This is a genomic window from Paenibacillus sp. FSL H3-0321 (assembly GCF_038002865.1).
GTDB lineage: Bacteria > Bacillota > Bacilli > Paenibacillales > Paenibacillaceae > Paenibacillus_AQ.
Genome location: NZ_JBBODH010000001.1, coordinates 3,017,986 through 3,042,527 on the forward strand (window position 1 = coordinate 3,017,986; position 24,542 = coordinate 3,042,527).

General features: G+C 41.0%; 22 protein-coding genes and 1 pseudogene. 4 read left to right on the plus strand and 19 right to left on the minus strand.

From position 1 onward, the window contains the following. Positions 1 to 186: 186 nt before the first annotated feature. The 5 genes from MHI45_RS13165 to MHI45_RS13185 form a co-directional block, all read right to left on the minus strand. The gene (locus MHI45_RS13165; RefSeq protein WP_341119118.1) at positions 187 to 1,038 is read right to left on the minus strand and encodes a response regulator transcription factor; all 852 of its coding nucleotides are present in this window, start codon (positions 1,036 to 1,038) and stop codon (positions 187 to 189) included. Continuing rightward, positions 1,035 to 2,810: a cache domain-containing sensor histidine kinase gene (locus tag MHI45_RS13170; RefSeq protein ID WP_341119119.1), complete on the minus strand. Its 1,776-nt coding sequence runs from the start codon at positions 2,808 to 2,810 to the stop codon at positions 1,035 to 1,037. Before MHI45_RS13170 ends, MHI45_RS13165 begins: the two co-directional genes overlap by 4 nt. A gap of 297 nt (positions 2,811 to 3,107) precedes the next feature. Next, on the minus strand, positions 3,108 to 3,878 hold the full coding sequence (locus tag MHI45_RS13175) for a DODA-type extradiol aromatic ring-opening family dioxygenase (protein WP_341119120.1): 771 nt from the start codon (positions 3,876 to 3,878) through the stop codon (positions 3,108 to 3,110). A gap of 6 nt (positions 3,879 to 3,884) precedes the next feature. After that, entirely contained in the window at positions 3,885 to 4,544 is a 660-nt protein-coding gene (locus MHI45_RS13180) for an alpha/beta hydrolase (RefSeq protein WP_341119121.1), read from the minus strand. Positions 4,545 to 4,567: 23 nt separating this feature from the next. After that, positions 4,568 to 4,972 (minus strand): DoxX family protein, encoded by a 405-nt coding sequence (locus MHI45_RS13185; RefSeq protein ID WP_341119122.1) that lies wholly within the window; start codon positions 4,970 to 4,972, stop codon positions 4,568 to 4,570. 147 nt (positions 4,973 to 5,119) lie between these two features. Here MHI45_RS13185 and MHI45_RS13190 point away from each other — a divergent pair, with 147 nt between their 5' ends. Continuing rightward, positions 5,120 to 5,671: a helix-turn-helix domain-containing protein gene (locus MHI45_RS13190; protein WP_038596349.1), complete on the plus strand. Its 552-nt coding sequence runs from the start codon at positions 5,120 to 5,122 to the stop codon at positions 5,669 to 5,671. A 201-nt stretch (positions 5,672 to 5,872) separates the two neighbouring features. Here MHI45_RS13190 and MHI45_RS13195 read toward each other — a convergent pair whose 3' ends face one another. After that, positions 5,873 to 6,376 carry a MerR family transcriptional regulator gene (locus MHI45_RS13195; protein ID WP_341119123.1) on the minus strand — a complete coding sequence of 168 codons (504 nt, stop codon included), beginning with the start codon at positions 6,374 to 6,376 and terminating at the stop codon, positions 5,873 to 5,875. A 385-nt stretch (positions 6,377 to 6,761) separates the two neighbouring features. On the opposite strand from MHI45_RS13195, the pseudogene MHI45_RS13200 reads away from it, so the two are divergent. Next, positions 6,762 to 7,871: pseudogene (locus tag MHI45_RS13200) on the plus strand (NADH-dependent flavin oxidoreductase); the annotation flags it as partial. A 335-nt stretch (positions 7,872 to 8,206) separates the two neighbouring features. On the opposite strand, the gene MHI45_RS13205 reads toward MHI45_RS13200, so the two are convergent. Continuing rightward, positions 8,207 to 9,601 carry a PTS transporter subunit EIIC gene (locus MHI45_RS13205; RefSeq protein ID WP_340896589.1) on the minus strand — a complete coding sequence of 465 codons (1,395 nt, stop codon included), beginning with the start codon at positions 9,599 to 9,601 and terminating at the stop codon, positions 8,207 to 8,209. A gap of 253 nt (positions 9,602 to 9,854) precedes the next feature. Here MHI45_RS13205 and MHI45_RS13210 point away from each other — a divergent pair, with 253 nt between their 5' ends. Then, positions 9,855 to 11,054, plus strand: a complete 1,200-nt coding sequence (locus MHI45_RS13210; protein WP_038596358.1) for an enolase C-terminal domain-like protein — start codon at positions 9,855 to 9,857, stop codon at positions 11,052 to 11,054. A gap of 73 nt (positions 11,055 to 11,127) precedes the next feature. Here the strand turns inward: MHI45_RS13210 and MHI45_RS13215 are convergent, their stop codons facing one another. Then, the gene (locus tag MHI45_RS13215) at positions 11,128 to 11,835 is read right to left on the minus strand and encodes a GntR family transcriptional regulator (protein WP_076112612.1); all 708 of its coding nucleotides are present in this window, start codon (positions 11,833 to 11,835) and stop codon (positions 11,128 to 11,130) included. A gap of 63 nt (positions 11,836 to 11,898) precedes the next feature. Here MHI45_RS13215 and MHI45_RS13220 point away from each other — a divergent pair, with 63 nt between their 5' ends. Then, positions 11,899 to 12,393, plus strand: a complete 495-nt coding sequence (locus MHI45_RS13220) for a PTS sugar transporter subunit IIA (protein WP_341119124.1) — start codon at positions 11,899 to 11,901, stop codon at positions 12,391 to 12,393. A gap of 483 nt (positions 12,394 to 12,876) precedes the next feature. Here MHI45_RS13220 and MHI45_RS13225 read toward each other — a convergent pair whose 3' ends face one another. The 11 genes from MHI45_RS13225 to MHI45_RS13270 all read right to left on the minus strand — a co-directional run bounded on the left by MHI45_RS13225 (position 12,877) and on the right by MHI45_RS13270 (position 24,499). Next, positions 12,877 to 14,064, minus strand: coding sequence for an RES family NAD+ phosphorylase (locus MHI45_RS13225; RefSeq protein ID WP_076112610.1), 1,188 nt, complete (start codon positions 14,062 to 14,064; stop codon positions 12,877 to 12,879). 756 nt (positions 14,065 to 14,820) lie between these two features. Further along, positions 14,821 to 14,916, minus strand: coding sequence for an AbiH family protein (locus MHI45_RS35170; RefSeq protein ID WP_076112608.1), 96 nt, complete (start codon positions 14,914 to 14,916; stop codon positions 14,821 to 14,823). Between the two features lie 198 nt (positions 14,917 to 15,114). Then, positions 15,115 to 15,765 (minus strand): hypothetical protein, encoded by a 651-nt coding sequence (locus MHI45_RS13230; RefSeq protein WP_076112607.1) that lies wholly within the window; start codon positions 15,763 to 15,765, stop codon positions 15,115 to 15,117. 210 nt (positions 15,766 to 15,975) lie between these two features. Further along, entirely contained in the window at positions 15,976 to 16,254 is a 279-nt protein-coding gene (locus MHI45_RS13235) for a hypothetical protein (RefSeq protein WP_076112606.1), read from the minus strand. A 405-nt stretch (positions 16,255 to 16,659) separates the two neighbouring features. Beyond that, positions 16,660 to 17,193, minus strand: coding sequence for a hypothetical protein (locus tag MHI45_RS13240; RefSeq protein ID WP_076112605.1), 534 nt, complete (start codon positions 17,191 to 17,193; stop codon positions 16,660 to 16,662). A gap of 244 nt (positions 17,194 to 17,437) precedes the next feature. Next, complete coding sequence (locus tag MHI45_RS13245) at positions 17,438 to 18,022, minus strand: hypothetical protein (RefSeq protein ID WP_144024401.1); 585 nt, start codon at positions 18,020 to 18,022, stop codon at positions 17,438 to 17,440. A gap of 35 nt (positions 18,023 to 18,057) precedes the next feature. Next, complete coding sequence (locus tag MHI45_RS13250; protein WP_179091804.1) at positions 18,058 to 19,581, minus strand: KAP family P-loop NTPase fold protein; 1,524 nt, start codon at positions 19,579 to 19,581, stop codon at positions 18,058 to 18,060. Positions 19,582 to 20,427: 846 nt separating this feature from the next. Continuing rightward, a complete protein-coding gene (locus MHI45_RS13255; RefSeq protein ID WP_076112603.1) occupies positions 20,428 to 20,799 on the minus strand; it encodes a hypothetical protein in 372 nt (123 codons plus the stop codon). Positions 20,800 to 20,921: 122 nt separating this feature from the next. Further along, positions 20,922 to 21,419 (minus strand): hypothetical protein, encoded by a 498-nt coding sequence (locus MHI45_RS13260; protein ID WP_076112602.1) that lies wholly within the window; start codon positions 21,417 to 21,419, stop codon positions 20,922 to 20,924. Between the two features lie 746 nt (positions 21,420 to 22,165). Continuing rightward, on the minus strand, positions 22,166 to 22,462 hold the full coding sequence (locus MHI45_RS13265) for a helix-turn-helix domain-containing protein (RefSeq protein WP_076112601.1): 297 nt from the start codon (positions 22,460 to 22,462) through the stop codon (positions 22,166 to 22,168). 1,242 nt (positions 22,463 to 23,704) lie between these two features. Next, positions 23,705 to 24,499: a TrmH family RNA methyltransferase gene (locus MHI45_RS13270; RefSeq protein ID WP_076112600.1), complete on the minus strand. Its 795-nt coding sequence runs from the start codon at positions 24,497 to 24,499 to the stop codon at positions 23,705 to 23,707. Between the last annotated feature and the right edge of the window lie 43 nt (positions 24,500 to 24,542).

Consider the following 24,542-nt stretch of genomic DNA (forward strand, 5'->3'; position numbering starts at 1 on the left):
CTTAACAAGTGTGAAGCTAGGTTCGAATGGATATATATTGGTTTTGACAGTAAAATTTTTAGGTATGTTATATTACTTAACACTGAGTTTACAAACCACACCCGTGTTAACATCCCCTGAACATCAGGTTTACTTTGCACGAACAAAAAAGCCCGGCTGGAAAACCGGACTTCAACTAGAAACTGCTCACTCTCTCTCTACATTGGACCCCTCGTATACCTTATTTGGGGTAATTCCGTACTTCTTCTTGAAGCATTTGCTAAAGTAGAACGGATCTCTATAGCCGACCTGATGTGCTATCGTCGCTACCTTTGGAGCCAGGGATTCATCCGCAGCAGCCCCTTTGCGCAACAGCTCCATAGCTTTGCCAAGGCGGACATTGGTCACATATTCTACAAAAGACTCACTTGTCTCCTTCTTAAACATGTGACTTAAATAGCTCGGATTCACGAAGAGGACACTCGCTGTACTCTGAAGCGACAAGCTGTCATCGGCATAATGCGCAGTCACATGATCAACCGCTTTGCGAACCAGCCGTTTACCGCTGCCCTGACGCCTTCCTTCCTCAGTTGACTGTCCCGCTTCCGGTTCTTGTACATAACCCGCTTCTTTTTTCAAACGATTAATATAACGCTCTGCTTCCCATTTCTCAGTCAATTGCGTACGGATAGTTATAAGTGCTTGTTCAACCGCTTCCTCATCAATGGGCTTCAACAAATAATGATCCGCTCCGAGCGAAATAGCCTTCTGTGCATAAGTAAAGTTGTCGTAGCTTGTGATGAAAATCAGCTTTGCAGCTGAGTCTAGGGCGCGGACGGCCTTTACAAAGTCGAGCCCATTCATATTCGGCATTTCAATATCTGTAATAATGAGATCAATCGCTTGTTCCTCCATAATCTTCAAGGCTGCCGAACCCTCTTCAGCCTCTGCGACCACCTCGAAACCGGCAGAAGTCCAATCAATCAAATGGATCAAAAGCTGCCTGAAATAATATTCGTCATCTACAATCAGGACGCGGGCTACCGGCGCTGTATTCATAGTCTAGCTGTCCCCTCCTCCTGTCCGCTCGTTTTCAAGATCAGCGGCAAGCGTACCTGCACTTCTACTCCATTGCCTGGTTCAGATGTCAGGACAATGCCATAAGATTCACCGAACCTCAGTTGAATCCGGTCCTGAATATTTTTAAGTCCGAAGCTGTATACCTCTTCTTCGCCATTGTCCGACCAAATAAGCCGTTTTTCCTCTTCACTCATGCCTTTGCCGTTGTCACGTACAATAAAGCAGAGATTGCTCTGCTCGCCCGTCCTTTCCGTATAGCCTATGATTTCGCACAATCCTCCGTCAGGCATCCCTCTGATTCCATGGTGGATCGCATTCTCGACAAGAGGCTGCAGCAGCATCGTAGGCACTTGGCAGGCCTCTATTCCCGGTTCAAACGAAATCCGGTAATCTAGCTTTTTAAAGCGGATTTGCTGAATGTACAGATAGCTTTCCAGATGTTTTTTTTCCTGTGCAGCAGCAATTAGCTCCTGTCCATTGCTAAGTGAAATCCGGTAGAATTCGCCGAGCGCCTTAAGGATGCTGCTTATTTCTTTAGCATTCGTCATCACAGCCATCGCACGTATCGTGTCCAGCGTATTATACAAAAAATGCGGTTTGATCTGCGAATACAGCAGCCTTAGCTCCAGCAGCCGCTTCGTCTTCTCTTCACCTTCAATTCTTAGCATCAACCCCTGAATATGCTCCACCATTTCATTAAATGTCGCTCCCAGCCTGCCAATTTCATCTTGCGTTTCGGCGGATGCACGTACATCAAAGTTCCCGGCACCTACTTCAACAATCACCTCACTGAGCTGGCTGAGGGGCCGAGTTAGAAGCCGCGAGAACACAAAGGACAAAAACGCTGCCGAGAGCATGCTGATCAGTCCGAAGCCGACCATTAATAATGCGATTTTCCAATACCCATAGGTCAACTCCGAAGTGGTAACAAGATGGACAACCTTCAAGCCATAGGGATCAAGGCTTTGTAAGGATACTAAATAACGCATTCCATCGACTTGATCGGTCCTGCTCCCTTCAGACGCTGACTTCGCCCATTTGGCAAGAGAGTCATCTTGAATCGCCTGACTGACCAGTGATGCTTCATTCGAGGATACTATAATTCCGTCCTGGTTAATGACCAAAGTAGGATTCTGATTAGAATGTTCATTATGGTACATCCGGGCGAGTGTCCGCTCGTCAATATTCACATAAATATAACCAAGCGGAGTCCCCTTCTCCATGCTCATAATAACTCTGCACACACTAATCATATTCTTCTTCTTCATACCTGACAGAAATGATGGCTGCAGTGTATCTCCCCAGACCGCTCCACCTTTTGCAGCATCAATCGCTTCTTTGGGATAAATACCGAGACTCTGCAAAGTAACACCGGTCAAATTGGAGGTATAATAGAGTTCGCCGCTTAAGGATTCGATAATAACGGAATCAATATTCGGCTCGGTCTCCAGCATCGCAGCCAGCGTATTATGTATTGACTTCAGAGCAGAAACGTCATCGCTTGCTACGGTATCTCTACTGAGCACCTTCTGTGTATCCTGATTTATCAAAGCGAATTTCGAGAAGTTCTGAACAGATTGAAACACGGTCTCCATAGATTGTTTTATCAGTTTCACTTCTTGCTGCGAGCTTGCTGAAGTCCTTTCCAAGGTCTGATTAAAGACAATTCTATGAATGCTTATTATAAAGATTACCAGAGCCAGTGATACGATAAGAATGTTGCTGATTAGAATCTTTTGCCGCAGTGGCATATTTCGTCTGACCTCCGTTGTATATTAAATATTTCAGCGAAATTGATAATCATATTTTTTATATAACTATAACATTTTAAAGCAAGTCTGTTGATTATATAGATTAATCTCAGAGTACAGGATGTTCAATCTATATAGAATGACCCCGGCACATAAAAAGTGGCAGTCCTAGACAAGAAAAATGTCCTAGACTGCCACTGTATGATTGAGCTAACAAGCTTATTTAATCGCATTTGGTAACTTGCCCGTTTTCGCAGATGCGGAAAAACATCTCATCTCTGCGACTGCCATACGATCTTAATTGAATTGCCAGCAACTTAAGCTTAGGTTACCGTACTGGTAGCTTCGGTGAAGAAGTTTCGCATTACGGTTAGCGTCACCCGTTCCCATCGCGAGAAGAAGCGGAATGAAGTGTTCACTGGTTGGTACGGCCTCTTGGGCGTGAGGAGCGAGCTCGCGGTATTGGAACAGGGCTTCCGCATCCCATAGCTCCAGTTTACTTTGAATCCAGTTGTCGAATTGTTCCGCCCACTCGTCAACCTCCTCGGACCGCCAATTCAATGCACTTAAATTATGAACGGTTCCACCGCTTCCGATGATAAGCACATCCTGCTCGCGAAGCTCCGCCAATGCCTTCCCAATTTGATACTGCTGCTCATTAGACAGATAACGATTTACAGATAGCGCTATGACAGGGATATCCGCATCCGGATATAGCAGTTTTAGAACGGCCCATGCCCCGTGATCCAGACCTCTTGTTTCATTTCGGGTATTCTCAACCCCATGCTTGGTAAACAGGTTTTGAATCTGCTCTACTGACGAGCGGTCACTTTGGGCCGGATAAGTCATCTGGTACAGCTCATCCTGGAACCCGCCAAAATCATAAATGGTCTCATACGTTGCAGCAGCGCCAACCGTCTGTACCGCCTCCTCCCAATGAGCGGAGAAGAGAACAATCGCTTTCGGCTTTGGCGTGTGGTCTTTAAATTGTTTAAGCAGCTTTGTATATTCGTTATCCTCTAGTACGATTGATGGTGCGCCATGTGCAAAAAAATAGGATGGCATCATGTGTCTTCACTCCTTATTTATATTTGATTCGGCATCCTTCTTAAGCCACTTCAAAAAATCCAGCTGGTTCTCTTCAGATACGCCATGATCGGTCGGATATAACTTGAAAGTTATGCGCTCCGTTTGGTCTTTTAAATAGGCAGATGTCTCGCGCCCAATACGAACCGGGAACACGGAATCATATTCTCCATGCGAGACAAATATGGAAACATCCTTAACACTTCGAAGTGAATACTCCGTTTTCACAAATTCAGGAATATATCCGTTGAGTGCTACGATTCCCTTTAACTGTTCTCCCATCGTGAGCGCAAGCGTCATAGACAGGATTGCACCTTGGCTAAAACCGAGCAAATAACGTTTGTCAGGATCGATCGGATACTTCTCCGTCGCATAATGAATGAAAGCTTCGAGATCTTTAACCGCTTGGTCAAACATTTCCCGAATCGGGTTTCCCAGACTCTTCAATTCGTAATACTGGTATCCCGCACCAAGCGGCAAATTACCGCGAATCCCAATGATGATGAAATCTTGAGCTAATGGAGCGACCAAACCGAACATATTTTGTTCATTCGATCCTTTGCCGTGCAATGTAAAAATCGTCGGATATGTCTTCCCCTGCTCCAGATTAACCGGTAAGTGAACGTCATATTGATAAATAGGATTCATCTTAGTCTCCTCCTTGCTGTAAGTTATCTACTGCGCTTGCTCATAATAAAATGGTCAACAGATAGCGGTGTTCGTTCAGCAACAACCAGATACAACGAGATCAATATGAATCCAAGGTCCAGCTCAAACCCAGCCATCTGACCATTACCTAGTAATCCCACTGATAATTTGGCCGTCATAATGGCCCCGATGAGCACAATCACAAATAATCCTGATACATAACGAGTAAACAATCCCAGGATAAGCATAATACCGCCGACAAGCTCAATCACTGCAACAACATAAGCTACAAATCCCGGAACCCCCAGTGAGCTAAACCACGCTTCTACATTGCCAAGACCCATTTGAAACTTATCTACAGCATGAAATACAAAGATGATGCCCAGCACCACACGCATAATAATGGAAACAACAGTTGTTCTATTCATTCGTCTCTCTCCCCTAAAATATTAGTAATAAAAATATAAAATCTATATGTGTAATTAAAAACGAATTGCGTTGACTTGTCAATATAAAAATTGATAATATGAAATTAAGTTTTGTATTACAAATATTTTTTTGGGGGGTGTGCTCAGATGGATATTGGCTCTACTATACGAGCAATCCGGAAACGTAAAAATATCACTATCGCTCAAATATGCGAAATGACCGGCCTGTCCCAAGGCTTTATGAGTCAGGTTGAAACAAATAAGACTTCACCGTCCATTTCAACGCTGGAAAATATAGCCCACGCCTTAAAAGTACCGCTAGCCTATTTGCTTTTAAAGAAAGAAGAACGAATGCGAATTGTCCGGAAAGACGAACGGACCATCACAACTAGCGGTTCAGAACATCTAAAAGTGGAACACTTGAGTTCCACAAAGAACGTACGGATGATGATCGTAGAATTTCCTCCGGGTACAATGATTGGAGATGCCCCCCATGCGCATGAAGGCGAGGAGGTACATGTGGTCATAAAAGGGAGTATATACGCGGAACAAGGGGAAGATGGGGCTGAATTTGGTGAAGGGGATTCCTTTAGCTGGAATGCTTGTACACCCCATTTAGTAAGAAATATTGGGGAAGATACAGCAATCGTGCTAATCTCCATCTATACAGAGAACGAGAACGGACAGGACCTCATCTAAGCCAAAAGCCCTCTATACAAGAACCACCTGCCAACGCGCACCGATATTACAAATGAAAACTAAAGCGAATATCTTGTCGTGTATAAAGCTAGAGTTTTCACTCCGCACATGCAAATCTAAAGAAAACAAAATATTATATTGACCCCAACTACATAAAACAGTGGCAGTCATAGACTGCCACTGTTTTATGAGCTAATAAGCTTATTTAATCGCATTCGGTAACTTGCCCGTTTTCGCAGATGCAGAAAAATAACTCATCTCTACGACGGAAATGGGCTTTGTTTTTGTCTCCTTAAATTCTTCTAGAACGCCGTCTGGAGTTTGATCTGAGCATTCCCCTCGGGGTCGCCCTTCTTCTAATTTTATGTCAATGAAATCAACGATTTGCTGAAGTGATGAGATTTGGCTGACAATATTATCCCGTTGGCTCCTTAATTCCTCAACCAATTCCAGATGTTCGGTGGGATCAGCATCAGCGGATACCTTCAAAAATGGCTTCATTGCCTCCAGGGAAATCCCCGTTTTTTTCAGGCAGACTATCAACCGGATCGTATTGATGTCCTTCTGGTGGTAGACGCGATGCCCATTGTCCTTCCTGTCCGCCTGAGGAAGCAAATTAATCTTTTCGTAATAACGGATCGTGTCCTCAGAAAGTCCAGTTAGCTCCGCAGTTTGCTTTATCGTGAACGTTTGCTCGGTTATCATCCCGCACCTCCGGAAATTGAAACTTAGGGGCATTATACATCTTAGAGTCGGCTCCAAGTCAAGTCTCTAACCTTGGAACAACTAATTCTGTATTTATGTCTTGACTTTGAGCCGACTCCGGCAAATAACATAGCCGTTATACGGGGAAGGAGGAAACCTACAGCGGATACGAACCAACGTGAAAATATCGCACTATATAGATTGAGCTTGAGAATATACATTTAGGGAAAAGTGGTGGAGGGGAATTTTGGAACTGCAGGAGCGATAGCGGCCGGAAGTCCAAACATTCTCTGGAGTCACGACCAATCCCAAAATAGAAGAATTATAAGTTCAATCTATATAATACGTTTAGTAATTACAGTAAAGATAACAGGAGTGAACAACTATGAACTCTAAATATCAACCTTTAATGGAGCCGTTTCGTTTCAAGAATGGGGTCGAAGTAAAGAACCGCGTCGTTCTTGCACCCATGACCATTTCTTATTCTCAGCAAGACGGTACGCTATCTGATGAGATAACCGCGTATTACGAAAGTCGTTCGAACGGTGTTGGAATAGCTGTCACTGGAAGTACCGTGGTGACACCAAATGGGAAGATGTTTGGCGGGGAGGTGGGGGCTGATCGTGATGATATGATCCCAAGCCTGCAACGTTTGGCAACAGCAATAAAGAAACACGGGGCAAAAGCCATTCTACAAATCTTTCATGGTGGTCGCGAATGTCTGCCTGAAGTGGTACCCAATGGTGAGATTGTAAGTGCGAGTGCGGTTGCTAAGGAAGGGGGAAGTGTGATTCCTCGAGCACTCGAAGAGCAGGAAATTATAGAGATCATTCATGCGTTTGGCGCTAGCACCCGTAGGGCGATCGAGGCTGGTTTCGACGGGGTAGAGATTCACGGGGCAAATCGATTCCTTATTCAACAATTTTTCTCACCATACACAAACCGGCGTGATGATCGCTGGGGAGGAAATGTGGACAAACGTATGGCGTTTCCGCTCGCAATTGTAGATGAAGTGAAAAAAGTGGTGGCTGAACATGCCAAACAGCCGTTTCTAGTGGGATATCGGTTGTCCCCAGAAGAAGAAATGACACCCGGTATTACAATGGCCGATACACTAAAATTGATAGATGCCCTGGCAAACCAAAACTTGGATTATTTGCATGTCTCTTTAATGAACTTCTGGTCTAAGCCTAGACGTGGAGTAGAGGACAATCGCTCTAGAATGGAAATTATTTATGAGCTCGTTGGGCAAAGAGTTCCCGTTATCGGTGTAGGTTCAATCCACACACCTGATGAAGCGCTTAGAGCGTTACAATCAGGTGTCCCTTTTATAGCACTTGGACGAGAATTGATTATCGATCCAGATTGGGTTGAAAAAATAACTCAAGGTAAGGAAATTGAAATTCGTACTGAGTTAACTTTAAATGATCAAGAACAATTGGGGATCTCTGATCCATTATGGCAGAAAATTATCAATACCCCAGGATGGTTCCCGTTTGCAAATCAAGGTTACCCCCCCCTTATAAGAAGATGGAAATTTGCCGCAACGACAAAAAGACTGGAATTGGATCGGGGAAAGAATCGATCTTCTCCAGTCTTTTGGCTTCTTGTGGACACTAATGTGAGTTGTAATTCACTATGGCACAAAAAGCGTCCCTATTTAGGGTATTCTGTAACGTTATTTTGGCACAAACTTTGCAATAGGATAAATTCTCCCTCCCTAGACAAAAGCCCACAGTCAGCCAGTTAGGCCGAGTGCGGGCTTTTCAATATCCTGCGAAAATTAAGTTCGGGCCGGTAATTCTTCCCACAAATAACATATTTGCTGCATTACTGTGCAGACTGCAGGGAGGCTTTATTGGCATTTTCAACATCATTTTTACTCAGAAGTAGATTGCAAACGGTAAAACCTACCGCAACCGCAATGAACATTCCCGAAATTGCATAGACAAAGTAGGGGCCGATGTATGCCGGAATACTGAAAATACTGGACAGTACATATCCGTACAAACGGACACCGAAGAAACTAATGTAGGCGGAAGCAACCGTACTGGCAATCGTGGCAGCCAAGAAGGCTTTTTTGTACTTTGCTAACACCCCGAACAAAGCGGGCTCTGTTATTCCCAGCAAGCCGGAGACGGCAGCGGAGACGATAATTGTTTTTTCTTTCGGGGTCTTCACTTTAAAATACACGGCAAAGGTTGCGCCTACAATCGAGAAGTTAGCCATACACATCATTGGCATTAACATATCGTAGCCTTGTGTTGCAAAGTTCTGCAGCGCAATTGGGGTCATGGCATGGTGCATGCCCGTAAAGACAGCTATTGGACGAATCGCACCAACAACCACACCAGCCAGAACAGGGGAGATGTCAAACAAGCCTTGAACCAGCCAAGCCAGTCCGTTTCCTAAATAGACACCGATTGGACCAATAACAGCTAAAGCCATAAATCCAGAGATAAATAGAGTCAACGTTGGGGTAACTACCGTTCTGAGCACTTCCGGAACAATCTTGTTAACCCAGCCATAAATATAACTCATCGCCCAAACGGCAAAAATAATCGGGATGACGGTTCCGCTATAGTTGAAAACAGGAATCGGGAGCAGATTAAGGAAATGAAAGGAGGATATTTCACCGGCTTTCGCCGCATCCACCATCGTTGGGAACATAATAGTTGCCGCTATGGCAATGGCCAAATACTGATTGGTCTTAAAAATCTTGGCCGCCGAAGCTGCCAGGAAGAATGGCAGGAAAGTGAACACACCGCTGGCCATCATATTTATTATTTGAAAGGTCTCACTTTTATCCGAGATGTAATGAAGTGCAGTCAAACCGGCAATAAGTCCTTTGATTAATCCCGCACCTGCAATTGCTGGTACAATGGGCCCGAATACGCCAGATACTATGTTCATGAAGAGAGTAACAAAACCTACTTTTTGCTTGCTTCCCTTCTCCTCTTCAGGACTCTGCGCATCCTTCAGCTTGAGCTCATTAGCCAGAACGGTGTAATATTCTCCGACTTTAGGACCTAGTATTATTTGAAACTGGTCTTGATTGAACTGCGCACCAAGTACTGGGTCCAACTCTTTGATTTTCGCAATATCTACTTTATTTTTATCTTTCAGCTCAAATCTAAGTCGTGTCATACAATGCCAAGCGTTTTCAATATTCTCCTCACCACCTATACCTGCAATCATGTCCTTAATAGCTTTCTCTTTGCTCATCAAGAATTCTCCTGTCCTAATGGATATTGGTTCCGTTTACACACTGAATAGTATCATAAAGAAACTTCTAATAAAAGCAGTCCAAAACGGTTCGCCTTTATCAAAAAAACCTTTATAACAAAGGGTTTTTATTCAATTTCCATCATAATTGGACTGATATCTTTCGTTATTCAACCGGTTTACCAAACCAAATTGATTCTTCCTTTCAAACTATGGTTCAATACTCTTAGAAATTGTAGAAAAGAGGAGAAACATGAACCCTTCCATCATCACTAATGTGGAAAGCTTTATACTAAAACCTGACCGTCATAATCTGGTGGTTGTCAGGGTAACTACGGATAATGGAGTCATTGGATATGGCTGCGCCACTTTTCAGCAACGGCCCAAAGCCGTCCAGCTCGTCATAGAGGAATACCTCAGACCGATTTTACTTGGCCGTGACGCCAACCATATTGAAGACTTGTGGCATATGATGATGGTCAATTCATACTGGCGCAACGGACCTATTCTGAATAATGCAGTTTCCGGTGTTGATATGGCTCTATGGGATATTAAAGGCAAGCTCGCCGGTATGCCATTGTATCAGCTGTTTGGCGGCAAATCACGGGATGCCATTCCGGCATATACTCATGCAGTTGCTGACAATATTGAAGATCTGTACAGCGAGATCGATGGACTCCTTGAACAAGGATACAAGCACATCCGTTGCCAGCTTGGCTTCTACGGAGGGAATCCTTCACAGCTGCACTCTCCGGCCACTTCCACAGCGGGCTCCTATTATGATCAGGACGAGTATATGGAGACTACGGTCAGAATGTTTGCTCTTTTGCGGGAAAAGTATAACAACCGGTTCCATATTCTTCATGATGTTCACGAACGGTTATTCCCCAATCAGGCCGTGCAATTTGCCAAAGCGGTCGAACCGTATAAACCCTACTTTATCGAGGATATTTTGCCGCCGGATCAGAATGAATGGTTAGGGCAGATCCGCTCACAAACGTCAACGGCGATTGCCACAGGCGAACTGTTCAACAATCCGCTGGAATGGAGAAACCTGATTGCGGGTAGACAGATTGATTTCATCCGCTGCCATGTATCCCAAATCGGGGGAATTACACCTGCGCTGAAGCTTGGAGCATTATGCGAGGCTTTCGGGGTTCGTATCGCCTGGCATACACCATCCGATATTACGCCAATTGGAATTGCCGTCAATACACATCTCAACATTCATCTGCATAATGCAGCGATTCAGGAGAATATTCCGATTAAAGCAAACACCCGCAGCGTATTTTCGCACAATATTGACGCCATTGATGGCTATATTTATCCGATTGATCTGCCGGGCATCGGCGTGGAGTTCAATGAGGAACAGGCAGGTGCCTTCCCGGTGGAATACCGTATGCATGAATGGACACAGGCCAGATTACCCGACGGGACGCTAATGACGCCGTAATTAAGGCGCAGCAAAAAACTCTCCGGCACAGGCGGTCAGCACGGAGAGTTTCAGGTCAATGATTAGCTGCGTATCAGAGGTTTCTTCTTTTGTGATGCTCGTTGTTGAAGGCCGTCAAGTACGTGCACTTATAGTCGACAGCCACAATTTCACTGATTTCAAAAATGGTACCGTTATTCAGTATTCCACGGCTTGAAATTTTCATTGCTGGACTTTTCTTTTTTTGCTGCAAGAACATCGCTTGTTCTTTATCAAGCGAGATTGCCTCATAAGTATTCAGGTAATGTGAGATAGTGAACTTATGCTTTTTCACAAATGACTGAATGGAATTCTCGGCATCCTTCTGTGTTAATACAGGGAATAATGTCGCAGGCAATCTCGACTGCTCAATCTGCATTGTCTGATAGTTAACGATTCTCAAGCGCTGGTACATCCACACTTCATCCTCGGCAGTTATATTAAAGATTTGCTGGTCACTAGGGGTGGAAGGAAGCTTCTGCAGCTCGATGACCTTAGACTGAATATTGGAATAAGGATTCTCTGTAAGTGAGTTGTAGATCAGCGGACTGGCTTGAATATTTTTGTTAATAAAAATACCCGAGCCCTGGACAACCTTAACCATACCCATATATTTCAGCTTCTTAATGGATTCTTGTATTGTAAATCTGGAAACCTTATATTGCGCCGCCAATTCTCTTTCTGTAGGAAGCTTCCAGTCTGAATAATGTTTTTGATAGATTTTACTGAGCAGATCATGGATGACAAAGTCTCTTTTGTTCACAAGGCAGGCCCCCTATTCGTTGTTTCATTGCTATTCTAACACACAGTTACAGGAGGAAAACCTATGTTTGGGTTTAAGAAAAAAAAGATAGAATCGCTTTCCATAGATATCTCATCGCCTCTCTCCGGTCAATTCTTAGCTCTGGATGAAGTTCAGGACGAAGCCTTCTCAAGTAAAGCGATGGGCGAGGGTTTCGCCATCTTGCCAGATTCCGGCAGGGTCATTGCTCCTTTTGACGGCATTATCGCCCATATCATGGAAAAGAGTAAGCATGCTATTCTCATCGAGCACAATTCCGGCGTTCAATTGCTCATTCATGTTGGCATGGATACCGTTTCTCTTAAAGGAAAGGGTTTTACAGCTCATGTAAGCAACAGCGACCGGGTGAAAAAAGGGCAACTTCTGCTGGAATTTGATATGGAAACTCTCCGGGAAAACGGATGTTCTACTGTTACGCCCATTGTTATTCCAGGAGGACAGGACAACATATCGCGGGTCGAGGTTGTAAGCGAGAGTAAACAACCTAAGAACGAGACGGTGTTACGTATATTTTATTAAGTTGTTCAGGGCTGCCTTGTAGCAGTTTTGAAGTCTGCATTTCATATTTTGATAATTAAATGGGTTTCCGCTAATAATTTGATTACAGAAGTACAAATTGGTCTGGTATGTCTTAACATATGATATAAAAATTCAGTGTGGTATAAATAACGGTTGTACGCTGTATTACTTATAGCCCTGCCCACATACCAATAGCAGCAATCTCTTGTCACACAAGGGATTGCTGCTATTTCTCGGTCTCATTTTGAAGCTATAAACGGTCTCATTCATGCTTAAAAACAGTCCTACTTTATGTTATAACTCACAGTGGGATGTGAGTTGTATTTCAAGTTGGCATAAAAAAGGGCCAATTCGAGCGAATTTGTAACGCTATTTTAGCACAGCTTGTACCTACAATTGGCATAAACCGTTGATTTTTGTAACAACACCTGGCACAAAGAGTTTCCGACATTGAATACACCTTAACATAGGTGAGGCTTGTCTTCAACGAAGCATTACTGAATAGTCGATTGTTTCTATTTTCTTAGAAAGAAGATGCAAATTATAATCCCTTTTATAATTTAGAAGAGCAATATTGTTGCCATTTTTATCTTTGACACTGTTATATTTGATGCCATTAATCCCTGCTTTTCCAGCACATTGAGCGAGAAAATTAGGGAATACATATTCTTTCGATATTGATCCCCGATTTAATGATGGGAGAGAAACAAATTCATCAATATCCAAATTTTCCAAATCCCAGATGGTTAAAGAAGCTAAAGTAACAAACTGCCCAATTTCAGCGGCTTCTCCATTCTGAAGGTCAATTTCTTTTAACGCTGTCGATTTATTATCCGTCAAATACAAAACTGGAACTCCACTGGGGTTGTAGCGTCCTTGACCAGGAATCCCTTCTGGTGGAGCCCATAATTCAGACTCTACAAACGGTACATGCCTTTCTATAACATTTCTTTTTCTACCCCGATAGAGGATGGTTCCTTGTGATAGTGTTATTAAACCCTTTACAGATTTATTAAGAAAGGCCTCATAAATTTTTCGACCAACATCATGTTCTAAAGCCATCATTGGATAGTTTATTAAAAGTCTAGTAAATACTGTAGCATCATCACTCGAAACTAAAAAAGTATTAATTATTTGTTCTGTAAAATCCGCTTCTAAATCATCTCCATACCAGATTTTAACATTATTTTCAGTTACATAAGGTTGATCATAATCCAATGCTTCACCACAATTACATCTTATACGTCCTTCGATCTTTTCTTCAAGCGAATTTGGAACACCAAATTCACTATATAAATCCGATATTATTTTCAAATCAAATGGATCACCATATTTCTGGGTTGAAGGAATCTCACCTGAGTTACACGCTTGACATTCGTATACTTCATCGCTTAATAATTCCACTGCTTTATCTTCCGTCCATTTTTCAAATTCCGAAGTATTTCTTATCAAAATTGTACTTAACATAAGAAACTCCTCACACATGGGGCACTTTGCATCAATTTTTTTCCATTCTTCAAGTGGAATATCTAATTCTTCTAGTAACCTCCACACTTCAAAACATATTTCAGTTGGAAAGTCCTCATTCTGTTCCTCTAAAAAGTTAATATACTCTTCATTGCATTCTTCACATGATTCAAAGCTATCCTCTATGTATTTTTGAAGGTCCATTTTTCTGCATCCTCCTCGCGATAGTTTCTAAATTTTTAATTAACAAAGATATAATTCACAGATTAACTACCGCACATGATGAGAGAATAACTAATAATGTATACTAGTCATATACAAAAAACCTAGGGGTGCTCTTTATAAAAACAATATTGGTTATTACAAGCACAATTGATCAAACTGTGGATTACTTGATTAGTAATTTCAAACACAGAGTAAAGTTTTATAGAATTAATACCGATAAGCCAGAAGACTATCAAATCAAAGTAACTACCACAGGACTCATCATTAATGGTCCGATTGGAGAATTAAAAGAGGATCACATAGATGCTGTATATTATAGGAAACCAATGTTGCCAGATATGACCTTATACAATTATAAATTCCACTCGTTGATGCAGCGAGAGCCATGTATGTGTAATTAAATGTCAAGTAGAGATCATCACGATCGCTTTTTATTAGTTCCGTCTTTCTCTCTACATCAATATCAATCTGTGAAACCCATTCATAAAGGTAATTCTGTAACTCTTCGATAAAACCATATTCCTGCTCCCAATAGGAATCCAATGTATCCACTCCAATATACCAACATCACCAGATTCTAACTCTAATTCAATAGATGTCCCGCTATCCACCAATATCTCTTCTCTAATTTCAGATCAATTGTTCTCAAAGTCTTTCCATAGGTAATCTTCTGCAGATTTTTTTATCACCTTCAGAATAAAAGCCGTATAACTCTTCGAACCTAGAAAGAAAACCTCATGATTTCTCCTCTATGTAACTTCTAAAATCAGTATATCTTGTGCTGAGTTTGTGAACGATATCAAAGCCATTCCCTATTACAAATAGTTCCATATTGTCCGCTCCTTTTAATTTTACTCTAATGCATGTATGTCAGATAACGTTGTTGTATTCACGAACCCTCACTGGCTTAAGGGGCGACAGCCCCGGGTCCGACGGACTTAGCCAGTGCATGGTTGTCTGCTGATTCCACTCCCCTAAAAATGCCTCTTGCAGACCAAGGGCCGTCAGGCCCACAGCGTGAATACTGTGTTATAAGATGTTGGTGTCTTCTTCGAGCAATCTAACCATTATCTTATCTTTTGATGCCTTTAGAAAGTATTCAGTTTTCATGTATAGAGGATGTACTGGATAACTTACATCCATGAGAGTACCTTTGTAATTCAATTTTTTAACGACTATTGCTTGTGGGTATTTTGTAAGTAGGTCTTTTTGACGTTCTACCCCTATATCTAATTTGCCCCAAGCGAAAAATACAAAATCATAGTTGTTCAATAATTCTCTGGATTTAAACATTAGATGGTTTATTCCGCTTATACTTCTTGCATATCTTTTAGCCTTATCACTGTCTTTCTCACGAATATTAAATATATTCTCAACATGGATTGAATATTGATGTGGAAGTGTGATTCCATTATCATCATAAGCTTCTCGGATCATCCGCATAACCTTTTTCATTGTATTATCAGGCAATGTCAGAACTGGTTCTTCAGTTTCATATTCAGAATTTTCGAGTGTACTAAAGAGGATATCATCAACAGGTCTCGCATCTCCTGGATTCATCATTACAACTAAGCCTATTGCTTTACCAGGGCCGTTTATAGAATGAAAATCTGTATGGTGTCTAAATATTTTTATCCCTTGATTCGTTTTCTTTGAAACAAAGTGAGCATAAGTTTCCATTGTCTTCTCCTCTATGGGCCAAGTTCTTATAACGTTGTTGTATTCACGAACCCGAGAGGCTTAAGGCGCGTCAGCGCCGGGTGAAGACTTAGCCTCGCAGGAGTTGATCGCCTGATTCCGCCTCCTGGCTTCTCACCTTCTGGCGATCCAAGGGCCGTATGCCCCGCAGCGTGAATACGTTGTTAGGCGAATAAAATGCCTTCATTGAAATTACTTACGGTAGGTCTTTAATAATTGAATAGCCCTTGGGTTTCCTATAATTCTTATACCTTTATTAAAGTTTCTAATCTGCCATGATTCCTTATCATTCGGATCTGATACAAATGTTTTTATTATGTTTCCTTCATCTATTTCGATCACTACATCATTCGTTATTGGTTCTATAGATAATTTCTTTATTGTCTTAAAGTATAGGGTTTTTAATTGTTCTGTAATATTGGAATGTTCTACTTCATCTTCGGTTTGAGCTTCTCTTGATCCGGTAATCACTCGTTCAGTATTCCTAAAATGCCATGTCGGTTCTAACCAAATACTAAATCCTTGGTTCAGGTTACCTGGTTCACAATCACAATATATAATTAATGAATTCCCAGCCAATCGAACTAATCAAACTTTTCGATCCTGTATTGATTGTAATGTTTCATTCAATTCTTCTTCCATCGATGCTTCACCCTCAATTTTGAGTTTGCATTACTTTCGCCTAACGTTGGTGTATTCATGAACCCTCACTGGCTTAAGGGGCGATAGCCCCGGGTCTGACGGACTTAGCCAGTGCAGGGTTGTCTGTTGATTGAGTTTCTTCGAAATGCCTCTGCAGACCAAGGGCCGCATGGCCCGCAGCGTGAATATGTTGTTGGGCGAAGTTCCTTCTTCATAGAAAATGATTTAATAGTTTTAGGTATAAATTTTAATTTTTTTAATTGTTTCTATTCTATTAAGTCTCTCTTTAAGTTCTTTAATTTTTCTATTAAAGATACATAACCAAATATATCTTCCACTAATTACGTATAACTTGGCTCCTAATTGTTTTCTTTGATACTCTTTTATTACTTCTACTTTTAATGTATTTGATTTATTTCTATTGAGTTCTCGTATAACCACTTTATAAAAGTTTTCATTTACTTCTGTAAAATACTCATTACTTTTTGTGAAATCCAAAGCCATTATTCCTTTTGAGAATTCAGTTCGTAAACTAATCATTATTGATGCTTCGTCTTTTAAATAGTCTCTCTGTTTTAAACTCTTTAATAGCTTTCCTTTAATGCTCATATTTAAAGTCTTCTTAGAAAGAACTAGCGCGTTAGATAATCTTTTAGCAATTAACCACTCAATTGGTCTCATTACCATTATAAAAATTAAGTCATACAAAAATAATAACTTGAGAATTGATGTTAATATTGCATCTGCACTTCTCAAAGAATTTTTCATGTTGTTCTCCTTTAAGGAATTTCGCCTAACGTTCTTGTATTTACGACGTCCGACGTAGTCGGATGTGTCTGCTGAAATGCCTCTTCGGAATACATCCAGCAGACCAAGGCTCCGTAAGGAGCCGCTGCTTGAATATTATGTTAGCTGAAGTTAATTTCCTCTTCGAACACCTCTAAAATGCTATTTTTTATTTAAATCTCTTTTCTCTTGTAGAGGTGTTTTTGATAAATGGTAACTTATAATATTAGTCTTGCGGACGCCAACCGCTAATATATTTATCAGCTAATTGCACCACATCATCCAACTCTCCTGGCTCGGTTAACTTAAGTTCTTCAATTCGATTTTTAAGAGTTTCCACATCGCCATAGAGTTTAATTAGCGCATCCCAAGCTAAACGCCCAGATCTATTGAACGCACGTTTCCCCATTGCTTGGGTAATTACTTCACTCCGAGAAGTCATAAGAATAGCTAATGTTAGTTGTGGAGAGGCGTCAATGACAAATGGATTTCCAGATTCATTCATTTCTCTCTTTACAATAGATAAGATCTTAAAAAGTTCACTCTCATTTAACAGGTCTTCTACTTTAGCTGATGTTACTTCGCTAATCCATTTTTCCTCAAATTCTTTTGCAGCAGTTTCAGATACAAGCTTATGTCCTATTCCTTTTCGATAACCAATTTGGTTTATTAACTCTAATTTTGAAGAAAGTGATTTTATTTCTGGCGAAATTTCTCTAACGGCCGATTCTATTAAAATAGGATCTTTCAATGATCTAATAAGACGGTATGTTACTCGCCCGACAACTGCACGAGTATCTATATCAAACATGCTACGCTGTCTCTTTGGAAGCTTAGGTAGTAAATTTAGAAGTACGATTGTTGAAGGAATAACATGTTCTGGCGAGAATTTATCCTCATAAATTTCAAGCGAAGCAATAACATCCTGAGTATAGTCGAATCGAGCGAATGAAGATAACCTTCAAGTAGGTCACGATTATCCATATACACCCAAGCTTGCTCAGCATTAAAAAATACTTTTAATTCCTCACCTACTAAATGTTCCAAGTACAACCGTAACACATTTTCATGAGCAACTCGACGGTTTTGCAACCATTCTTTTTTCCATTCATAGCCGTAGTTGCTACCACCAATGTGTCTTTGAGCTGCAGGAAATAGTCTTTCTATCAGAGCTAGCACTATCTCTGAATTTTTTCCAGCAGCTTTAACTAAGTTTTCAATCCTACCCTTTGATTGCTGAGAATCACGCTCTCTATAGCCAATTCCTGAGGTAGTTGTAAGTGCTTCAATGTTTTCATGCAATAGTATAAATACATTAGGAATAAATATACGAATAGCTTCTAATGCAAGTACATCAGTTAATTCAACGTTACCGTCTAAGGCGCTTACAGTTACTTTAATAGATATTGCATATCTTCGAACATCTCGCATATTACGTATAAGCGGTCTTATGATTTCGATAAAGACATCTGGCCAGGCTTGTTCGTTAAACAGCCCTGTCTTTTCAATAGCATTTAAGGATTGATCAATTGCCAAAGTAATTTGTTTGTTGAGTACTTGGCTTGGTATAGCCGGTAAGTCGACTGTAACTTGAAGGATTTTCTCCAAGTAATCGCGACCTGGTATTCCTTGTTCACTCAATGCTTCTTCAACCCGCGCCCGATCAAAAGCTACAATATAAATTATGTTTGGAAAATTAGCTGTAAGTCGAACTAACTTAAAGATATCTCTAATTTCAGATGTAGAAAGACGATCAATATCGTCCAGTACAATTATTATTTTTTTATTAAGATCTCTAAGGACCTTCTCTATTTTTGCTCTTCGACCACCTACACCCTCTTTTCTTTTTTGAAGTATCTGGCTTATAATCTTAACGGTTCCTCGTCCTCTCTCAATCCATGGACCTACAAAAGGTAACCAGGCCATTTCAGAAAACAATTCTCCATATTCTTCAAGCTCTTTCCCCAACTCCAAGAGTTCTGTTTTCATTTTTAACTGAGCCGCTAGCTCATTAAAAAATGATTCTATAAGTTGCACGGCGCCACTAAACATCCAAGGATTAAAATCTAAAATTGCCACACCAGCATTTTGGAATTCGTTTCTTGCTAAATTAACAAAAGACGTTTTCCCTGAGCCCCATGGTCCAAGTACTCCAACTACATTACCTGATCTCGTATCAAGTGAAAGAATCTGTTGCGCAAATGATTGGGAAAATTCTGCTCTACCAAGTGTATCATCTTGCAATAGAGTTATAGGATTATCACTAATTACATTAAATTCATTTAACTTTTCCCCTCTTGAGGAATTATCTACTTCAATAACTTCGGTGCCTTCAGATGAAGATGATTTCTGGAACAATTTAAAAATCACATTACCCATTCCTCTCAGAAAAATATAACTTCATTAATTCTCTCTCTCGGTCGCCTAATAGCTCTCAAATTCTATTCCGACTTGGATAGCTCTTATCTTTGAGAATACAATGTTGCCCAATATCTTAGCTTCTCAGAAAATACTTATACAAACCAAGTAGGCATACAATGGACAAAGTCGACCTATCACCGGATCTTCTATAAATAACTTATACCAATATATATATTTAATTAATTTTAGCTAACGTTCCCGTAATCACGAACCCTCACTGGCTTAAGGGGCGCTAGCTCCGGGTCCGACGGACTTAGCCAGTGCAGGGTTGTCTGCTGACTCCGCTTCTCCGAAATGCCTCTGCAGACCAAGGGCCGTATGGCCCGCAGCGTGAATACTGTGTTAGCTGAAGTTCCTTCGAGATGCTTAAAGAGAGTTCTTCAGTACAATTCCTTCATGTTTTTTAAATCTTTCATTTTTTTGTATTTCAACTAAAATTTTATTGTTTTGTGAAGCAAGTTTTGTCATAGAACTATAAAAATCTTTCTTCACATTGAATATTTTTGTTTCACTTGAAAGTTCGTCGTAGAGGTCTAGTAAACAAAAGATTATATTACCTAACCACCACAGTCTCTGTTTAATTATTAGATCATCCTCAACATCAAAGAAGGATATAGTCGTACTGGGAAACGAGGAAAAATCAATATTCCCAAATGTCGGGATAATATTAGAATGGGTAGAGTAATCATTAATTAGGTCTTTATTTCTTTTAATCATTTCATTATGTTCGGGATAATTGTTTTCAAGCCATTTGTATGCTTTCTTCTTAACCTCTCTTACTTCGTGAGCGTATCCTTATTTATCTGTTTTCACAAATTCATATATATTAGTATTGGTCAGTCCGTAGGCAGCCAAGACGGATGATTCAAGAGCGTAACGAAGTATCATCATAGCTTGAATATCATGTCTACTAAGTGTTGATAACATTGATAAATACATAGAATTTTGGAATTGTGTAAGGAATAGAATAAAAACATATCCTTTTTCATTAACGTTCTCAACAAAATGAAGTAAGAGTGATAGTGCATTATTTGGATAATGAAAATACTCTTTATATTTTTCTTCACTTAATTGAATCATTTCATCTTCAAAGAAAGATATTTGCTTAATAGATTTTCCATACTCTCTTCCTTTCTTTGGAATTTCAGCTAACGTTCCCGTATTCACGACGTCCGACGTAGTCGGATGTGTCCGGCTGCCCTCTGCTTCCGTGAAATCCCTCTGCCGGACCGAGGGCATATGCCCGATGCGCGAATATAATGTTATGTGATGTCAGCATCTTCTCCGAACTACTTAAGTCGGTTCTTGGATTTCTTTGCCATCATTTTAAACTCTTCATATTTCTCTCTCAATGCTTTAATTTTACTCTCTACTATATACGGGGCATCAGCTGCTAAGTTAGGTAACTTCTCATTTATGTAACTGTATAACAATCTTTTCTCATTATAGGTTGGAACTATCGGAGCAACAGGTATAGGTAGTGGTTTATCCTCTGATTCTACTTCTTCGAGTAAACTAGGCATTCCAAAAGCAAAGAAATTATGAAAAGCTCTTTTCCTATCTGCTTCTGTTTCTTCATAATTACCATTGGAATCTAATCGGAATCGATCAAATCCGACCGTAAGCAATTGGTGTGGCTTCCTGTCTTTATTTTTGTAATACAAAATGACCTCAAGTACATCCTGATTTGCTAATTGAGGTACAGACTTATATTTGTGATTCTTGGGTTGGGAGATCTTTATAATCTTATCTCCATTAGAAACAAATAAATATCTGCATCCAGTCATTCATACCACTCTTTCAATCTTTTATTTATGCTGATTTCACATAACGTCTTTTTTACGAGCTTCGTAAAATAGTCTATCTTAAGGGTATTCGCGAAATCATTGAACTTTCCTTCCTGTTAGCCCAATCCATAATTAACACTTACTTCCCGTACAGAATATTAGTGTTTTCTTGACATTTCCCTTTTTGAATACCCTAGCTCCGGCCATTACTTTTAATAAATCGGTTAGCGGTATACCTTCTCGGCCTAATTCGGAAATTGGTGCAGATTCTTGACATTAGCTTTTGACAAGAATCAAAGAAAAAACCCACAATTTATGCGGATTCCATACGGAACACATTTTTGTTTTCCGACAAAAGTCACTGATCATTACTCTCAGAAGACCTTGGTGCTATAGTAGGTTTAATGTTCGAAATAGGATCTGAACGGATGGTTGTACGAAGAGATACTGAGGATGAGTCATTTAAAAAAGTAATGCTATAGTGATTGCTTCAACTATTTGTAGGTACAAGAAATCGCTCTTAGGTTAATGGCGGTTAACTATTACCCTCCATTTTATATAAAAATAAGCCGGACAGCAAAAGTAAATACCTTTTACGTTGCCGGCTTATCAATATTCGTTTAACCCTATTTTTCTTTCGAACCATCATGACGAAAATATTACTCGCTACTGCTCATTATCCTCCATTTTTTGATTTAAGTTTAATAATTCCCAAGACTTCTAATTGATTATGTGTATCTAGTTTTTTAAATATTTACTAGTTCAGTTTCAAAGAGTCTTAATTCTTTATCTAATTTGTTGTTTATTTTATGAGGTTCAACGCTAGAGGATGAATCCTCATTTCCTTTTAATAACCACTCAAGCGAGCAACCAAGATACTGATGAATTGAAATAACTGTATCAATTGAAGGTTTACTTTTTCCTGCCTCAATATCACTTAAACTACCTTGGGATATTCCGATTAACTTTGCAAACTCAATTTGATTATAGTTATGTATCTTTCTAAGTCTTTTTATGTTCTCTCCAATGACATTAAAATTCACCCCTCCATAAGACGAATTGTGTCAAAGGTTGTTACAACGATTTCTCAATGTATTTTTCTGCCTATCATCTTTTTGTTTTTCTGATAAAAAATCGTCCACTTAAATATAAAGAACAAAAAAATCCCGATGTACCAAGGCTTTCAGACACATCGGGGCTGACTTTGTTGTGACAAACTACGTTCCAAATCGGTGCCAAACTACGTTACAAACGATGACAAGATGAATTACAACTCACATGAGATGGGTTTATTTGCGGTGGATACCCCTGTAAGAAAATAAAAATAACTGTCCACAACTACCAACCCCTCCCAATTCCCTCAATCCCTTGCCCCACAAGGCTTCCGAGGTATAATCGAAGAAAAATCGAGATAATAATTGTTGTTTTTTTCGGGAGAGAAATCGGATAAAAATCGGGGGCGAAATCTGAGCAATTGTGAACGAAACGAGATAATAATTCATGTCCTGAAATTGGAAATCGGATTAAAACAATTGAGAAAAAGATTGAGTTAAAGGATTGAGATGAATCCAGCCCGAAAACTGTTAAAACCCTTGAGCTGCTTGGGTTTCTGATGGAGTGATTATTCGAGAAGCAGGTTGAAAATCCTGCATTATGTTCTGCCGCAACGACAAAAAGACTGGGAAATGGATCGAGGGAAAAATCGATCTTCTCCAGTATTTGGGTATTTGTGGACACTAATTTTTATTCCTGGACAGTTTTATTGAAAATGGACAGGAATTATTGTTTAGTTAAACCCCCTGTAAAGACATAAAAATTCCTGTCCCAAATGTTTCCCTCTTCCAACCCTCCCCAATCCCTTGCCCCACAAGGCTTCACCGCCAATTCCAAGATAATAATTGTTGTCCGCCCATGTGAGGTTTAACCCATGGAGAATTGGAAGAAAACTGGTTCAATTGTGAACGAAAACGAATAATAATTCGTGTCTGAAAAGACAGGGTAAATGTCAGGGGAACACTGGGATCAGGTTCTTATAAACCAGGGCAATGGCTTGAGTAAAAGCTTGAGTAAAGACCTCCCACAACCTCTGAACCCTTGAGCTGCTTGGGTTTCTGATGGAGTAAATATTCGAGAAACAGGCTAAAAATCCTGCATTATGTTCTACCGCAGTGACAAAAAGACTGGAAAATTGATCGAGGGAAAATCGATCTTCTCCAGTCTTTGGTCTTCTTGTGGACACTAATTTTTATTCCTGGACGGTTATTTTGAAATTGGACAGGAATTTTTTATTTGTTAAACCCCCGCTGCCGCATCCCCTCAAACAGCAGTATCGTCGCTGCCATCGCCGCATTGAGCGATTCGGCACGGCCAGCCATCGGGATGATAATGCTTTTATCGACGAGCGCGGCCGTTTCCGGCGAGATGCCCTTGCCTTCACTGCCGATCAGCAGCCACTGGCTGCCGTGAAAATCGTGGGTGTAGCAGGAGTCCTCACCGGTCAGCGAGGTGCTGACTAAGAGCGCGCCGCGTTCCCGCGCCTGCGGCAAAACAACACTTAAATCGCCCTCCACCACCGGGAGATGGAACATCGAGCCCATCGTGGAACGGATGGTCTTCGGGTTGTACAGATCGGCGCAGCCTTGGCCGAGGATCACGCCGTCTGCGCCTGCCGCATCCGCGCTGCGGATGATCGTCCCCACGTTGCCGGGGTCCTGAACTCCGTCCAGCACAACGACTAGACTATCCGGCTTCGCAAGGATCGTCTCCACGCCCTGCTGTTCCTTGCGCACCACCGCAAATACCGGCTGCGGCGTATTGGTGCTGCTGCACTTCGCAATCACCGGCGCTGATACGCCGATGACCTCCATACCCTGTACCGCCTGCAGCAGTTCCTTCAGCTCAGACGGCATGCCCTTATCGAGGTCATACGCCACTATTTCCACATCGACTTCGGCCAGCAGCGCCTCTTGTACGAGATGAATACCTTCCACAATATATTTGCCGGACTTATCGCGGTGTTTCTTCTCCTGCAGTCCGGCCCATTCCTTCACCCGCGTATTTTGCGGAGACATAATTTCCATGAGGTCCTACCTTTCTGTTCACCTGCAGCTTAGTTATCGCATC